At 29.6% G+C, this 16858-nt stretch carries 12 protein-coding genes; 8 read left to right on the top strand and 4 right to left on the bottom strand.

Annotation, left to right across the window (positions count from 1 at the left end; genetic code table 11):
- Positions 1–306: 306 nt before the first annotated feature.
- The 8 genes from Q0776_RS09510 to Q0776_RS09545 all read left to right on the top strand — a co-directional run bounded on the left by Q0776_RS09510 (position 307) and on the right by Q0776_RS09545 (position 10006).
- Positions 307–1677, top strand: a complete 1371-nt coding sequence (locus Q0776_RS09510; RefSeq protein WP_298367460.1) for a TlpA disulfide reductase family protein — start codon at positions 307–309, stop codon at positions 1675–1677.
- 11 nt (positions 1678–1688) lie between these two features.
- The gene (locus tag Q0776_RS09515; RefSeq protein ID WP_298367461.1) at positions 1689–3065 is read left to right on the top strand and encodes a TlpA disulfide reductase family protein; all 1377 of its coding nucleotides are present in this window, start codon (positions 1689–1691) and stop codon (positions 3063–3065) included.
- Between the two features lie 101 nt (positions 3066–3166).
- The gene (locus Q0776_RS09520; RefSeq protein ID WP_298367462.1) at positions 3167–4363 is read left to right on the top strand and encodes a TlpA disulfide reductase family protein; all 1197 of its coding nucleotides are present in this window, start codon (positions 3167–3169) and stop codon (positions 4361–4363) included.
- 8 nt (positions 4364–4371) lie between these two features.
- A complete protein-coding gene (locus Q0776_RS09525; protein ID WP_298367464.1) occupies positions 4372–5568 on the top strand; it encodes a TlpA disulfide reductase family protein in 1197 nt (398 codons plus the stop codon).
- Between the two features lie 20 nt (positions 5569–5588).
- The gene (locus tag Q0776_RS09530; protein WP_298367465.1) at positions 5589–6803 is read left to right on the top strand and encodes a TlpA disulfide reductase family protein; all 1215 of its coding nucleotides are present in this window, start codon (positions 5589–5591) and stop codon (positions 6801–6803) included.
- 25 nt (positions 6804–6828) lie between these two features.
- Positions 6829–8013, top strand: a complete 1185-nt coding sequence (locus Q0776_RS09535; protein ID WP_298367467.1) for a TlpA disulfide reductase family protein — start codon at positions 6829–6831, stop codon at positions 8011–8013.
- Between the two features lie 18 nt (positions 8014–8031).
- A complete protein-coding gene (locus Q0776_RS09540) occupies positions 8032–8511 on the top strand; it encodes a protein-disulfide reductase DsbD domain-containing protein (RefSeq protein ID WP_298367469.1) in 480 nt (159 codons plus the stop codon).
- A 10-nt stretch (positions 8512–8521) separates the two neighbouring features.
- Positions 8522–10006: a hypothetical protein gene (locus tag Q0776_RS09545; RefSeq protein ID WP_298367470.1), complete on the top strand. Its 1485-nt coding sequence runs from the start codon at positions 8522–8524 to the stop codon at positions 10004–10006.
- 75 nt (positions 10007–10081) lie between these two features.
- Here Q0776_RS09545 and Q0776_RS09550 read toward each other — a convergent pair whose 3' ends face one another.
- From Q0776_RS09550 to Q0776_RS09565, 4 genes are read right to left on the bottom strand one after another with little or no spacing between them, the layout of a single operon-like run.
- Positions 10082–12289: a heparinase II/III family protein gene (locus Q0776_RS09550; protein WP_298367472.1), complete on the bottom strand. Its 2208-nt coding sequence runs from the start codon at positions 12287–12289 to the stop codon at positions 10082–10084.
- Between the two features lie 51 nt (positions 12290–12340).
- Complete coding sequence (locus Q0776_RS09555) at positions 12341–14650, bottom strand: chondroitinase-B domain-containing protein (protein WP_298367475.1); 2310 nt, start codon at positions 14648–14650, stop codon at positions 12341–12343.
- Positions 14651–14681: 31 nt separating this feature from the next.
- On the bottom strand, positions 14682–15350 hold the full coding sequence (locus Q0776_RS09560; RefSeq protein ID WP_298367478.1) for a bifunctional 4-hydroxy-2-oxoglutarate aldolase/2-dehydro-3-deoxy-phosphogluconate aldolase: 669 nt from the start codon (positions 15348–15350) through the stop codon (positions 14682–14684).
- Between the two features lie 10 nt (positions 15351–15360).
- Complete coding sequence (locus Q0776_RS09565; protein ID WP_298367480.1) at positions 15361–16578, bottom strand: 6-phosphofructokinase; 1218 nt, start codon at positions 16576–16578, stop codon at positions 15361–15363.
- Positions 16579–16858 lie beyond the last annotated feature (280 nt).

A 16858-nucleotide genomic window follows, 5' to 3' on the forward strand; every position in this document is an offset into this window, starting at 1 on the left:
AATTATTATTTAAAGTATAACGTTATTCTACGAATTTCAATTTAGCTAACTTCATAAAGTTATAAAATGTTTATGTCTTTAAAAATTAAAACAGATTGTAAATTATGGTTTCAAAAAATCTTAATTTTAGTTATCATTATGTTTACTAGTACTTCATTTAAACAAGAATCTAAAATAAATTACGCCATAATTTCAGGTACTATTACCAATAACAGTCAAATTCGAGCTATCCAATTTTAACAAATTTGCAGGAATGGTTATAACCATTATAATACACTATAAATTAAACAATCAAAATAATAATAAATGAAAAAGTGCATTTTTTTAATCTTAATTTCAAGTTTAATCTTCAGTTGTAAGGAAACACCTTTTAAAATTAATAAAACCGTAGTATTAAACGGAACTATTGCTAACTACGACCAAGATACTTTGTATATGAATGACGTATCTTCCGAGTCGATGTTATTTAAAGAGAAAATTCATAGCATTACATTAAACGGAAAAACAAATTTCAAATATAAATTTGAATTAGAAAAACCCACTTATTTTCAAATAGGCAGAACTTTTTTATACCTATCTCCTGGCGATAGCTTAATAGCCAATTTAGATACAAGAGATCGTTCATTTGCATCTTTTAAAGGAATAGGAGAAGAAGCAAATAACTACTTAACAAATGTACCTTACCCTAAAGGCGGATCGTTTTGGGGAGACAGTGAAATTTCTTCAAAAATAGTAACTTATAAAGAGGTTCCTGAAGCATTTAAAAAATCTTTTGATAACCGAATGAATGAACTTAGCAGTTTAACCAATGTTTCTGAGGATTTTAAACATTTGGAAAAGGTTAGATCTAAACTTGATTATGTTAACTCATTAAGTAGTATTTACTATTTATATTATGGTAAATTAAGAAAGGGAGAAATAACTCAAGAAGAGATGAATTTACAGGTTCAAGAAGCAAATAATTATCTTACTCCTTTTAAAAAACCATTTTTAAACGATTTTAATAATACTAACTACCTTCAATTAGAGGTTTTTCAAAATATATTATACCAATTAAAAAATGAAGATTTTAGAAAAAAACTTGAGCTTCCAGAATTAAGTACAACTTTAAAAGAGTATACCATAACTAATGAATTATTAAATGAATTAAAATATAATGGCTATTCAAATCAATTAGCAGAAAAATTAAAAGAAGGTGCTGAAAAAGTAACAGATCAAAATTATGCTGCTGTATTGCAAGATGTTCAAAAAGCATACGAAACCATTACAAAAGGAAACCCTGCTTCAGATTTAACTTTTACAAAACTAGATGGGAGTACCATTAAACTAAGCGATTATAAAGGTAAAGTAATTGTTTTAGACTTATGGGCAACTTGGTGCGGACCTTGTATGCAAGAAAAACCATTCTTTGAAGCTCTTGAAAACAAATATCATGGTAACGAAAATATAGCATTAATTTCACTTTCTATTGATACAGAAAAAGTTTGGAAAAAGTATTTCGAAAAAAATAAAATTGTTGGTGACCAACTACAAATAAATAGAAGTCAACTTACCAATTATAAAGTTGCCGGAATTCCTAGATTCTTCGTAATTGATAAAAACTTTAATATAGTGGATGTGTTTGCTCCACTACCCTCTTCAGGAAATCTCGAAAAATTAATTAAACAATACATATAACACATTAAAAAATGAGAAAATATACCACACTAATTTTAGCACTTGTAGTACTTTGGTCTTGTAAAAAAGAAACTCCTGTAAACTATGTTTTATTTTCTGGTAACATAAGTAATACCAATGGAGGTGAATTAAAAATTAGTTCATTAAATGGTTTTTCAAAAACCATTAACGTAACAGACACTGGAACACTTTCAGACACCCTTTACATTGAAGAAAACGACATTTACAACATTCGTTTTGAGCAAGTTAGATTTACATCTTATTTATCTCAAGGCGCGAATATTCAATTTGAAGTGGATGCTAAAAAACCTTCTAGCACCTTAAAACTTGCAGGAGACAATGCCGATTTAAACAATTATTACGCCTATAAAATGGGTAAAGATTTTGATTTTATGATGGACCGAGAAGGAAGTTATAAAGTTGAAGAAAGTGCTTTTGAAACTAAAGTAATGGATTTTCAAAAAGACCTGGAGAGCAAATTAGAAGCTGTTAAAAATATTCCTGAAGGCATTAAAGCAAAAGAATTACGTGCTATTAACTATAGCAGATTAGGTAAAAAAGGAAATTATGAAAGAATGTATGGTTATTTAACTGAAAATAGAGAATTTAAAGCTTCAGATGCCTTTAAAAAAGAATTAGAGGAAATCTCTTTAGATAATGGAGAAGACTACTTATATTCTTCAGACTACCAACAAATGGTAGCTAATAAAATACGAGAAAAAGCCTACAGTTTTTATCAAAACGATTCATTACCTTATAAAGAAGCAAACGCAAAGGCTATTTCTGAAATTGAAAATGAAACCATAAGAAATGGTGAATTATATAAAGGTATTTCTATGATGTTATCTATGTCTTCCGATAAAGATAAAGACCTAAAAAACTTTTTAAATGCTTCTACAAACCAAAAACATATTGCTAACGTAAAAGAAATATTTGAATCTTTAAAAGTTTTAGATGCAGGTCAACCTTCCCCTAAATTTACAAACTATGAAAACTATGCTGGTGGAACAACTTCTTTAGACGATTTAAAAGGTAAATACGTATACATAGATGTTTGGGCAACTTGGTGTGGACCTTGTAAATATGAAATTCCTTTTCTTCAAAAAATTGAAAAACAATATCATGGTAAAAACATTCATTTTGTAAGTATTTCTACAGATAAACAGAAAGATAAAGACAAATGGAAACAAATGATTGCCGACAAAGAATTGGGAGGTATTCAATTAATAACAGATAATGACTTTAATACCTCTTTTGTAAATGATTACAAAATAATGGGAATTCCTCAATTCATCTTAATAGATCCAAACGGAAATATTGTGCAAGCGAATGCTCCAAGACCTAGTGATGAAAAATTGATAGAATTATTTAATGAACTTGATATATAAGTGCAATTAAAATGAATTCTTTTTAACATTTCTTTAGGAAGGGATACAGCCAATTATATACACTTTATTATATACCAATTAAGTCAATAAATCTTAAAAAAATGAACAGATTCTTTAGCACAATTTTATTAGCAACCTTTACAATGGTTTTTGTTGCTTCTTGCAATTCTGAAAAAAAAGAGAATAAACACCCAAACCAATTTACTGTTGATGGTGAAATAAAAGGGCTAACAGGTGACTTGTATTTTAGACATCCTGATAAAGAATACACAAGAGAAACACCTCCTGATACTCTTAAATTTATAAATGGAAAAATTCATTTTTCAGATACTATTTCTAAACTTACATTAATAAGGGCGTATCCAAGTTTTACTGGACCCGATAACAAATTATTTAAGATTCCTAAGGGTGGAAGAGGAATGTTTCCTGTAAAGTGTGGTTATTTAATGTTTTATGCCTTTCCCGGAGCAAAAATTACAATACAAGGTGAAGCAACAGATTTTATGAACGCTTACCCTAGTGGTGACCAATTTAATAATAGTTTGGCGGCAGCAAATAAATTAACTTTTCCAAACTATAATAAAATGGGAAATTTAGCTGTTCAAAATACATATGAAACAGATTCCATAAAAATGAAAGAAAATGATGTAATATCCGAGGAGATTTTCAAGAAAAATACCGAAGATTTAATTGCACATATAAAAGCAAATCCAAATTCATTAGGCGGCGCTTGGTACTTAAATGATATGTTGCTTAGACGCCAAATTGATGATGATAAAGCCGAAGAATTATTTACTAATCTTTCAAAAGATTTATCGGAATATGAAGATTATAAAAATGTTGCTTCCAGAATAGAAGGAACAAAATCAACAAAAGAAGGTTTCCCTGTACCATCTATAAAAACTACGGCTACTTTAGACGGTAAAGAATTTGATATAAATTCATTGAGGGGAAAATATGTTTTAATCGATTTTTGGGGTATTTGGTGTGGACCTTGTGTTGCTGAAATGCCACAAGTAAAAGAATTTCAAGAAAAACATAAAGAAAAACTGGTTGTTTTAGGAATCAATTCTGGAGATAGTAAAGAAAAAATTGACGAGTTCGTTAAAAAACATGATTATACGTGGAGGCAGTTAATGAGTGATAAAGCTAATACTTCAGATAATTTTGTTAACCGTTTTAATGTACAAGGATTTCCTACCAAATTTATTATTGATCCAAGAGGAAATATTGTAAAAAAATATTTAGGTGGTGGCGAAGACGCTTTTAAACTTTTAGAAGAATTATTAAACAAATAAAAAATATTATGAAATTTAAATCTGTATTAGTTGTATTAACCCTTCTCTCATTCTTAACATCGTGTAAAGAATCGGTAAAAGAAGAAAAATATGATGGTTATGTTATTTCTGGAACCGTAAAAGGTATTGATAATGTTTATATAAAACTTACAAATACTGGCGCAAGAGATATAAAAAATATTAAGATTATTGACAGCGTTCAAATAATTAATGGAAAATTTAGTTTCAAGGGAAAAGTTGATAATGTTGATATGGTAAGTGTTGAAATCGACTCTAAATTTCGCGGTAGATTTATGCTTGAAAATAGCCCAATAAACATTGCCATTGATGTAACCGACCTTAGTGAAAGAAATTCATATTTTACTCCAGTAGTTACAGGCTCTAAAAGCCATGATATTTATGCCGAAATTGAAAAAAAATCATCAGCAATTTTTGATAAAGAAAAATACAAACCAATTGATGAACTTAAAGACTTATTTGCCACAGCAAAAAAAACGAAAGAGCAAAAAGATTTGGATATTGCAGTAGCTAAACAAAAAGAGTTAGCTCCTTTAATTGAAGAAAGAAGTGATGCTTATAAACAAATTAAATATGATTTTGTAAAAGCAAATCCAAGTTCTCCAGTCGCTGTTCATGTTTTAGGGTATCAATATACTGAAGGTAGAATGACTAAGGAACAATTAAAGGAATTTTATCATTTATTTAAAGGTGAAGCTGTAAAAACGGGATTCTACAAATATTATATGACCAAAGTTTACAAAGATAATTTTGAAAATTTAGGTGTTGGTAATACTGCTCCCGATTTTACTTTAACAACTGTTAATGGTGAAAATTTTACTTTATCTAAAGTAAAAGCAACATACAAACTAGTTGACTTTTGGGCTTCTTGGTGTATACCTTGCAGAGCATCTTTTCCTCACTTAAAAGATTTAAGAAAACAATACAAAAAAGATGGTTTTGTAATTGTAGGAATTGGAACGGCCGACGAAGAAGATAAATGGCGTAAAGCTATTGAGGAAGATAAAACACCTTGGATTCATGTGTTCGATGCCAGTGAAAAACGTGCATATGGTCCAGTAGCAAAAAAATACGGAGTGCCACATTTACCAACAACCTTTTTAATGGATAGTAATCAAAAAATTGTTTTACGTAATCCTACAAAAGAAGAATTGGATGCTAAGCTTAAAGAATTATTTGGACATTAAAAAATAAACAAAATTTTATTATGAAAACTTCCTACTTTTTTAAATTAATAGCAATAGTACTTTTTGTAGTTAGTTGTAATGAGAAACCATTAGAACCAGGAAAATATCGTATAAATGGAACGGTAATTGGGTTAGATAATGGAGAATTCTACTTATCTAATTATCCAAATCCGGTAGATACTATTAAAATTAAAAACGGGAAGTTTCAAATAGAAAAAGAACTAAAAGATATTGTCAATCAAATTTCATTATTAAAAGATGTTTCTAAAAGAGGAATAACAGAAGAAAACAATTTATCCCTGTTTGTTGAACCTTCTATTATGACTTTAAACCTTAACTATGAAGACTTTTCAAAATCGAAACTAGAAGGTTCCAAAACTCAAAATGATAGATATAGACTTGACGAAATTCGAAATGACATAGCTTCAAATTACAAAGAAGAGCAAGAATATTTTGAAAGCATTATTCAAAAGTATAGAGAAAGAAGCTCTTCTGGAGCTTCAGCTGAAGAATTGGAAGCTATAAAATATGAGGACAATGAAGCTAGAGAAAAATTAGCTCCAATGTGGGCTAAACAAAGCGAAGCAACTTTAAAATTTATTAAAGAAAATCCAAAATCGTTTATTAGTGTTCACTCTTTATTATATCAATTAGGAAATATGAAATATAATGAAGCAAAAGCTTTGTTAGATCAATTTAATCCTGAATTCTTAAAAACAGATTTTGGTACTAGATTGGTGAATGAAATTGGAAATATGCAAAAAGGAGTACCTGGTGCCCTTGCAGGTAATTTTGATACTATAGATATTAATGGAAATCCAATAAAACTGGAAGACTTTAAGGGAAAATACCTTTTAATAGATTTTTGGGCATCTTGGTGTGTACCTTGTAGAAAAGGCAACCCACATTTAATTAGTTTATTTAAAAAATACAACCCAAAAGGGTTAGAAATAATAGGTGTATCTGATGATGATCGCGCCAAAGATAAATGGCGTAAGGCAGTAGAAAAAGATCAAATTGGTATTTGGTACCAAATACTTAGAGGTACTAAAACTATTGATGGAAAACCAGATTTTAATGATAAATCTACCGACATCAGTAACAAGTATAATATAAGTTCTTTACCTACAAAAATATTGGTTGGACCAGATGGTGTAATAATTGGCAGATATGGTGGCGGAGGCGGAACCGATGAAGATATGGATAAAGATTTACTCGAAATATTTAAAAATTAAACATATAATTAAAAGTTTATTCTAAATGAAAATTCAATTTAATCTTAAATTATTACAAATATTAAGTTTAATTGTCCTAATTATTTCAACTAGCTGTAAAGAAGACGTTAAACACGATGGCTATTACATATCTGGTACCGCGAATTACCCAGACAATACAGAAATTAAACTTATTGAAAATTTGCCTGGAATGTTAACTGGAAAAGTTATTGATAGCACGCTTATAAAAAATAACCAATTTGAATTTAAAGGTAAAGTTAACCAAGTTGATTATGTTAATATTTCGGTAGATTCAAAATATAAGGGTAGTTTTTTCTTGGAGAACAGTGAAATTAGTATAGCCCTGAATGATGACTCCTTCACACCTATTATCAATGGTTCAAAAATGACGGATACTTATAATGAAATACAAGCAAAAATTTCAGAAGTATATAAACAGAAAAAATATGATACCATAAAAAAAGTTAGTGCCCAAATAGGAAAAGCCAAAAAACTAGGTGATAAAAAACTATTAGATAAAACTTTAGCCAATTTAAATAATCTAACACCTTTAATAGAGGAACAAGCACAATCAGTAAAGAATATCAAATTTGACTTTATCAAAGCTAATCCAAGTTCACCAGTTGCAATCCATGTTTTAGGATACACTTTTATTGAAGGAAGTATGAACAGAGATGAATTAAAAGAATATTACCATCTATTTACTGGAGATGCAATTAAAACGTTTTTTTACAAAGAGCACATGACAAGTGTTTATAAAAATGCCTTTGAAAATCTTCAAGTTGGTACAATTGCTCCTGATTTTACCTTGCCTACAACAACCACAACTAACATTACTTTATCTAAAGTAAAAGCTAAATATATTTTAGTCGATTTTTGGGCGAGTTGGTGCGTACCATGCAGGGCTTCATTTCCACATTTAAAAGAGTTACGAAAAAAATATGCGAAAAATGGAGATTTTGAAATAGTTGGAGTTGGCACAGCAGATCCTAAAGATAAATTGCTAAAAGCCATTAAAGAAGATAATACTCCTTGGATACACGTATTCGACATTGCTGAAAATCATCAATATGGTGAAATTGCAAAAAAATATAGTGTTCCTCACCTACCAACAACATTTTTAATAGAATCAAAAACTTTAAAAATAATTCTTAGAGATCCGAGAAAGGAAGAATTGGATAGTAAATTAGAAGCGTTATTTGGAAACTAATTGTAAAATAGATAGAATATGAAAAAAAATATGGTTACAATAATTGCTTTTTTAACCTCTGTTTATCTCATAAACGCACAAGATAGCAATATAAGGTTAGAAGCACCAAATCATATGAATCCTGTAAGTGTTGGAGCCACAATATTAGATGGTAAATTGGCCGGTGAAAAAACTGTTTTAATTAAAACCAATATAATGAATGGTTACCATATATATGCCTATGTTCCTTCTGGTGAAGCATATATAAACTCCGAAATAGGAATAGATTTAATAAAAGGAGTTGAGTTAGTAGGAAATTGGGAAAAATCAGCTCCACAAACCTATCCTGGTAAATCCCATCTTTTAATATATAAAAATGAGAATACCTTTAAACATAAAATAAAAGTTGGAAAAGAGGTTGTAAAGGGCACAAAAATTAAATGTTGGATATACTACCAATGTTGTGATGCCAGAATTTGTTTTCCTCCAAAAAAGAAAGAAATAGAATTAACTTTATAAACCATATTAAATGAAAAAACTTATTAAAAGTATAACAACTCTTTGCTTATTGTTCATATTTGTTTCAACCATTTATGGTCAAACAGAAAAATCCAACCTTAAAATATTGTACGTTGGTAACAATCCAGATAAACCATTGTCTGAAAAAGAAATATCTAGAATATCTAGTAATTTAGACAGAGCTAAAGAGTTAAGAAATACAAGAACACCAGATTTTAAGCAATTCTTAAATCAATATTTCAATAAAGTAGATGTAGTTTTTAATGATGATTTTAAAGAAGAAATGTCTACCGATTATGATGTTACAATTATTGATGCATATTTAACGCCTTATGAAGGTGGTTATGTTAAAGATTCTACAGGGCAAATAACCGGTTATGAAACAAGAAAATTCTTAACAGAAAACTTTAGTGATGCAACTATTATGATTGGTGAACCATCAGCTTTTATTGGTCAAGGTCGTGAATTAAAAATTGACCATTTATGCTTATGTCTAGATGCACATGCACATGGAATGAAATTAAAGCATCCAATATTTAATGAACCTTATAAAATTGATATTTCTTATGAAGATGTAAAATATACTGGAAACTATAAAGTACGTTATGGCGGTCGTAATTTAGGAGTATCGCAACCAATGTGGCGCATACAAACTGAAGGTTATAGAGATGGAAAAGGATTTCCTGTTGGTTTAGTTTCAACAGGTTATAATTTTGATAATGGAATTGATGCTGAATGGATCTCTAGTGGAACTTGCGATAAAGGTATTGAGGCTACCGCTATTGGTAGACATGCCAATTTTTTACATTGGGGTTTTGCTGCAGCACCAGAATATTTAACAGAAAGTGCTAAGCTAGCATTTATTAATGCCATTCATTATATAGCACCTTTTAAAGGTGCTAAACAAATTACCCGTAAAATTAAAGGTATTCAATTAAAAAAATATTTAAGAGAGCAACAATGGACCTTATCTGATGAAGGATCTTCTCGTTGGTTGGCTTACATTGCTGAATCTGATAAAAAATTCAATGAAGAAAAGAAAAAAATTCAAGCAAAGAAAGATGCCGGTAAAGAACTGACAAAATTTGAAGAAATGTCTTTGCAAATGCCAGAAAGAAATGAAACAAGAGCTTGGACTATTAGACATGAATCTCAAGAATTGAAAGATAAATTTGGTGAAAATTGGGCAGCTTATGAAAATTATTATAAAGAAAATATGGATTATTTCTACCCTTTAAAAGAAGGCTGGTATAAATATGACGTAGATGAAGATGCTAAATCACTTGGAATTCCAAATAACGATATTAAACTACTTGAAAAAGCAGTAAAAATGTTAACCAATAATAAGCAATCTGAAATGGCCAAACGCATACTTACTCGGTATACAAATGAATCATTTGAAACAGCAAAAGAATGGACAAATTGGCTAAATAAAAACCATAAGAAACTATATTTTTCAGAAGGCGATGGTTATAAATATATTGTTTTGCCTTAATTGATGAAGAAACAAATTAATACTTTGTGATTTGAATTAGTTAAAAACACCTTGAAAATCAAGGTGTTTTTTTTATTATAAATTTATGTTTATAAACTCTCCTGGCTGTATAATTTCGCCTCTAATTTCAACAGATTTATCACTTAACAATTGAACTTTTAGTTGTTTCCCATTTTTTTCGACATATAAATCTACAGGTATCTTAAACTTTTCTATATAATTGTTAATATTTAATTCTGAAACCGAAAACGCAAAATATTGATCTACTTTATTTAAAACCACCAAATTTTCTCCTTTAAATTCCTTTACTCCTTTAATTTGTTTCCAATTTAAAAATGTAGGATTTAATTCTTCCTCATCAATTCGTTTGTCGTAAGTTGTAAAAGGGTATAAAATGGTTAAAAAGCTAAAATCTTGTTGATTCTTCTTTTCTACAATTACCCATTCTTTACCTCTTGCCCCATCCACTTTTATTGCATCTATGAAATTTAATTGGTATATGTCTAAACCTGAACCATTTTCAAATGTTGAACGCAATAAATTTGGTTGATGCTCTAAAGAATAATGTCCTTGCCAAACCTGTTTATAATTATGGTTTTCTCCTGAAGAAAAATTATCTTTTACAATCCAGAAATCATCTTTCACATATATAACCTGACGAGAATAATCAACTCCCACATTCTCAAATCCATTATGATGACCAACAAATAAATCTAATTTATCTGAAGTTTTCCAAGCAACAGTCTCTGGTTTGGGAAGTGCTCTAAATTTCCCAAATCCACTACCTCCTTTATTTGAGGCATAGTGCTTTCCTTGTAATTCATTATCAACAAGCGCAACATTTTTTACCATTGAATTTTTAAACAATTCTAAATCTTTTAATGAATATCTAACTTGGTAATTTGGCAAAATAACTTGTTCGTTTGCCATTGCTTGTAACCCTAAAATATCGCCGTGCTGATGATCTGGTTTATACTTATCTACTCCAGCAGAAATTATCATCATTTTATCGTTTTTCTCCCAACCTTGCCGCATAACATAATAATGAGTTTGAGGAAAATTTAACGATTTAAATCTTGGCTGTTTTTTATCTATATTTTGAAGCCTCTGTAATTGAAATTCATTAACGTACCAAAACATTTTAGGGTCTACAACCTCATTTGAAAAATAACCCAACTCAGGGTCTTCAAAAAGCAAATAGCCCAATGTTAAAGCTTCGGAAATATCATTTCTTTCAGCCCAAGGAATATCAGTATCATCCTGCAAAACAGGTGCAAATTTATTTGGATAAGCTATTTTAGTTAAGGTTGTAAAAAGAGATTTTAATTTTTGTTCCCAAACTGGTTTAACATGTAAATTACTTTTTTTGGCTAGTGCATATACGTAATAAAAATTACCTATATCGCTCATATGATAATGCACAGAGCGCTCGAACTGAAATCCGTCTTCATTGATTTCCTTCTGTAAATGTTCAGCCAATAAATTCATCGAGTGCTCATACCAAACTTCCGTTTCATTAAAATCACGCAATAATATTGAAATCATTGCTAAGGCCGACAATCCTCTTGTTTGATGATTTCCTGCGTGAAATTTTTGATTATTTAAATATAAATGAGCTCCATGTTGTAATAATGTTGCAATTGTTTTTAACTGATCTTCATTAGAATAGCTTTCTTGTGATAAAAACATATTATGTATTTGCAGCCAATTAAGCACTCTATAACCAGATCTAAATGCTTCATAAACCCCATTTCCATCTTTTATTTTCTCATACTTATCTTTGCTTAAAGCATCATTTAAAGACTTTAATTGATTTTTAAAGTACTTAATATATGTTGAATCTTTACCCGAGTAATAATAGTAATAGGCTATATCAACCATTTTATGCTGACGCGCTAAATGACGCAGCGCATAAGCATTTACAGGTTCGTTATTCAAGTAGTTAAAAGGAAGTTTCCAATGTGTAGAGTCGGAAAATTTTGTTAAATGATCTTTAGCTCTTTCTGTATGATATTGTTGCTGTTCGTTATACCATTTGTTATAATTTTCGAATCGCTCTTCAAAATTCTTCCAATCGTAAAAATATCTTTCTGAATATTTTTCTCTAAAATATGAAGCTAAATTTTCAATAGAATTGTTTTTTAACTCCTTACGTATATCTTCTTTTAAATATGAAAACAATTCATTAGTTGAAACAACTTTATGAGTAGGTATTTGCTGTGCATTTGCAGCTGAAAAACAAAAAAACAAATAGCTACAAAATGATAATATTTTAATTTTCATAATTGATTTCTATTTGTTTTTTATTGGTTAAAAGAACATTAATTCTATGAATTAATACATTAATTTCATTTTTAAATTTTCTTCTACTATAATTTTACCAGAATTTTGAATTGTATTATCTGAATGGCTATTGTTTTTTGCTCCCCACAATAAAGCTACTAATTTTACTTTGTTATTTTTAAAAGTATTATCTGCAATATTTACATTTACAATACCTCTAGTGTTTAATAAAATTCCATTGGCTTCTTTAGCTCCGCAATTAGTAAATGTACTGTTGTTTACCATTAGATTTCCGCCAATGGTAGATTCGTCATAACCACCTCTATAATAATCAATAACATTTAATTTAACATTGTTAAACGTACAATTATTGATAGTTAAATACTCTGCATTATAGTCTCCTTTGTCGTTAGTTTCTTCTGAAAGTTCAATACCATTTTCACAATTAGAAATTGCCGTATTTTCAAATACAATTTCTTCTGCAAAAGTTTGCTTGTATGCTTTTAACACATAATTGAAATTATTGATTTCACACCCCGAAACAAATAAACCAAAATGATTAGACATATTTTCTTTTAAACTTGCAAATGCTTGTTGTGTTCCTGTTCCTGAAAGAACAATGTTCTTCAATGTTAAAATTCCATAAGGATTTAATTCAAAGGCTGGTGTATTTTCTGATCCTGTAAATGTAATTTCAACTTTTTCTGAATCTGTAGCTTGAATCGTAATATTTTTATTAATAACCAACGATTCTGAAATAATATACTTCCCTCCTTTTAAAGAAACAATATCACCTTTTTTAGCTTCAGAAATTCTTTCAATTAGTTCGTTTTCATTAGAAACTTCAATAACATTTGCTTCATTAACTTCAAACTCATTAGAAAACCAAGTTGCTCCATATTTTTTCTTATCTAAAATTAATGGATCTTGTGAAGCACCATATAACATTGCTCCAATATTATTATTGTTAGTTCTAGAACTTCCAAATAAATCAAAAGTAATAGTTTCGAAACCAAATCCATTATATGGCTTAATATCTTCTGAAATTCCTTTAGGTACAAAAAGATAATCGTTAATACTGTTTAACTCAAAACTAATTGGGGTAATTCTTTCTGTATCGTTAAATGCAACTCCTTGATTGTTTATAACATTACTTTCGAATTTAACACCATCAGCCTTGTCGTGCTCAATAATTGGGCTTTCATCACCAACTTCGTTATAAATAATATTATTCGCTACAACAGTTCTTAATGGTCTTGCTGAACGAATTTCTGATAAAGGCAACACATCCTTTTGCGCAATATTAGTTCCAACTCCAAATTGCCAAGGCGATTTACAGTTTACATAAGTATTGTAAGCAACCACGACATCAGTAACCTGGTTATAACGATTTAAAGGTGATTTTGGAATTCCATTCATTATTGCCAATGGACTTCTGAAGTTCTCTCCAATAATATTGTAAAAATAATTATTAATAATCCAATGTCCAGTATTTATAATTCTAATACCTCCATAATTTTTATTCTCTCCATCGCCAATAAAATAATTCCCATCAATAGTTACATAATTTCCATGACGCGTAACAACAGACCCCTCACTTTTATAAAATACATTATTTTTAATTTCGTTGAAATTAGTTTTACTCGAAATAATCTCTACTTCACCATTGCACTCTTCAAACAAGTTGTTTGCAATAATTGTATTACTTGGAGACATTGATGTAAAGCTAGATCCTAATTGAATAGTTTCACCTCTAGCACCACCTTTTCTAGGTCTAGGTCCAAAATGATTATTTACAATTTGATGATAGTTTTTAATACTTTGATTACCTTTTAAATCAACTCTAACAGTTGGCCCTCCATTGGTTTTTCCAGCCAAATAACAATGATCTAATTGGTTGTACCTTCCATAAAACTGTACCCATAAATCGTCTTTATCTCGTTCTAACTGATTAAAATCTTCAATTACACAATTAGTAACTCTACAGTTATTTGCAACTTGATCTTCATCAATTCTAAAAGCAATAACATTATTAGTAGGTGTATATCCATTTCTAAAATACAATCCGCTTACTTCTAAATATTCACCGCCAAATTTTAAATTAGAAACACCTTCAATAAATACTTCACCTTCTGTTTCAGCTTTTAAAACAATTGGTAAATCTTTTGTTCCTTTACCTATAAACTCAATTTCAACATCTTTCCAAACACCGTTTGCCAAAACAATTTCATCTCCAGGTTTTGCCTCCTTTATTGCTGCATTTAATTCATCACTATTCTTTACATTTTTTAAATTTGTTGATACCTCATTACAAGAGATAAACATTAAAAGGAAACTGATGATTACTATATTTTTATACATTGTAGTGGTGGTTTGTTAATTTGAAAATAATTTATTTTCTTACTTCTTTTACTAAAGCCATTGCATTTTTAACATCTTGTTCTAGTTTGGCATAATCTTTATTAGCTAAAATCTCTTTTGAAATTAATTGAGATCCCATTCCTACACAAGTTACACCTGCATTAAACCAACCTGTTAAGTTTTCTTTTGTTGGCGAAACTCCTCCGGTTGGCATAACACTTGTCCAAGGTTGAGGTCCTTTTATTCCTTTTACAAACTGAGGTCCGTAAATATCACCAGGGAATAATTTTACAATTTCGCAACCCAATTCCTCGGCACGTGTAATTTCAGTTAAAGTTCCACATCCAGGAGACCATAAAACTTTACGTCTATTACAAACAATTGCAATATCTTCTCTTAATACTGGAGTAACAATAAAATTAGCTCCTAAAGCCATATATAATGATGCAGCTGCAGCATCAGTAACTGAACCTACACCCATTATCATACCTGGTAATTCTGCAATTGCATATTTTGTTAATTCGCCAAAAACTTCGTGAGCGAAATCTCCACGAGCAGTAAATTCCATTAATCTTGCACCTCCATTGTAACAAGCTTTTAATACTTTTTTACTTAATTCTATATCGTTATTAAAAAACAAAGGAATCATTCCTGTTTCTTTCATTGCGCTTGCAACTTCTATTCTTGTAAATTGTGCCATTTTAATATTTTTAATTCCAGTTTAATATTTTTTTAAAATCATATGCCTGCGGATTGTTAACATATGTTTTTGCTTCTTCGTAATCGTTTTCTTTAATATAAATAAGATGTTCTATAAAAAGTTGTGCCATATCAGAATTAATGTCAACCAATCTTGGTGCTACTTTTCCATTTTCATCTTCAAAATCTTTCAAATATAAAGGTGTAATGTCTCCTTTAGAATTTGCGCTTACAATACAACCCGAAATACCTTGATCAAATAATTTTTTTACTCCAATTCCTAATAAGGTGCATAAGGTTAAATCAAAAGCAATTGGTTTACAACATCTTAATTCATAACCAATTTCTACTGGTCTCGATTTAATATCTAGCCCCAACTCTTTAAGTTTTACCTGAAGTAAATAGTTAAATATGTGCGATTTACTTACGTTTCCAAGTTCAGGATGTCCGTGGTCATCATAGGTAAAGTTAATTCCTGAGTTTTTTATTTCATCTTCATCCATAAAATGAAATACTCCTTCACTAACCATCGCTGCGCCATATTCAATTCCTCTAATTTTACTTTTTATTATTGAAGAAATTATCAGATTAGTCAATTTTTCAAAAGTAATATTCGTTTTATTGAACATTTCAGGAATAATCATCATAGGAAAATGACAAGCAGATGCAATTCCAAAAGCTAAATGACCTGCTGAACGTCCCATTGCCGAAACAACAAACCAATTTTCACTTGTACGTGCATCTTCATATACAGTGTTTCCAATACGAACTCCTTCATCTTTTGCTGTATGAAATCCAAATGTAGGATTACGATCAGGTAATGGTAAATCGTTATCAATAGTTTTTGGAACATGAATATGGGTAACATCTAATTCTTGGTTTATAAGAAATTTTGTAAGTCTACTAGCCGTAGAAGCAGTGTCATCTCCACCAATAGTTACCAATAATTTTACATTATTTTTTTCAAAAAAATCAGCCCTAAAATCGCTATCTTTTGGTTTAAACCTACTCATTGTAAGCGTTGAACCGCCTAAGCTAAATATTCTATCAGCACTAGGGAAATCAAAAACTTTTACAATGGGATTATCTGAAAAAAGTCCTTTATAACCATGATGAACACCTAAAACGTTATATCCATCTTTTAAAAAAGTTTTAGCCAAAGTACTAATTACTGTATTTATTCCTGGAGCTGGACCACCTCCACAAATTATAGCTATTGATTTTTTCATAATTAAACAAGGAATTAACTATTAGCTTTAAATTAAAGCTAGCCTTCCTCTCATTCTAACCAAATTTACAGTATCAATTATTTTTTAAGAAAAATTTAATTATTGAATTGATAATTAGAAATTCATATTTATTCGAAAGCTATATAAATTCATCAATTCAATAATTAAATATTATAAATTATCTGGCAACTCTTCCAGAAGCATCACCACCCATTAATTTTTTAACTTCATCTATAGTCGCTAAATTTGCATCACCTTTAATAGTGTGTTTTAAACACGA

This window comes from uncultured Lutibacter sp., from assembly GCF_947495725.1.
In the GTDB taxonomy this organism is placed as follows: Bacteria; Bacteroidota; Bacteroidia; order Flavobacteriales; family Flavobacteriaceae; genus Lutibacter.

Excerpts from the sequence above, each read along its gene's own strand:
- Q0776_RS09545 (WP_298367470.1), top strand. The coding sequence starts at position 8,522 with ATGAAAAAACTTATTAAAAGTATAACAACTCTTTGCTTATTGTTCATA.
- Q0776_RS09520 (WP_298367462.1), top strand. The coding sequence starts at position 3,167 with ATGAACAGATTCTTTAGCACAATTTTATTAGCAACCTTTACAATGGTT.
- Q0776_RS09525 (WP_298367464.1), top strand. The coding sequence starts at position 4,372 with ATGAAATTTAAATCTGTATTAGTTGTATTAACCCTTCTCTCATTCTTA.
- Q0776_RS09565 (WP_298367480.1), bottom strand. The coding sequence starts at position 16,578 with ATGAAAAAATCAATAGCTATAATTTGTGGAGGTGGTCCAGCTCCAGGA.
- Q0776_RS09510 (WP_298367460.1), top strand. The coding sequence starts at position 307 with ATGAAAAAGTGCATTTTTTTAATCTTAATTTCAAGTTTAATCTTCAGT.
- Q0776_RS09535 (WP_298367467.1), top strand. The coding sequence starts at position 6,829 with ATGAAAATTCAATTTAATCTTAAATTATTACAAATATTAAGTTTAATT.
- Q0776_RS09560 (WP_298367478.1), bottom strand. The coding sequence starts at position 15,350 with ATGGCACAATTTACAAGAATAGAAGTTGCAAGCGCAATGAAAGAAACA.
- Q0776_RS09530 (WP_298367465.1), top strand. The coding sequence starts at position 5,589 with ATGAAAACTTCCTACTTTTTTAAATTAATAGCAATAGTACTTTTTGTA.
- Q0776_RS09550 (WP_298367472.1), bottom strand. The coding sequence starts at position 12,289 with ATGAAAATTAAAATATTATCATTTTGTAGCTATTTGTTTTTTTGTTTT.
- Q0776_RS09540 (WP_298367469.1), top strand. The coding sequence starts at position 8,032 with ATGAAAAAAAATATGGTTACAATAATTGCTTTTTTAACCTCTGTTTAT.
- Q0776_RS09555 (WP_298367475.1), bottom strand. The coding sequence starts at position 14,650 with ATGTATAAAAATATAGTAATCATCAGTTTCCTTTTAATGTTTATCTCT.
- Q0776_RS09515 (WP_298367461.1), top strand. The coding sequence starts at position 1,689 with ATGAGAAAATATACCACACTAATTTTAGCACTTGTAGTACTTTGGTCT.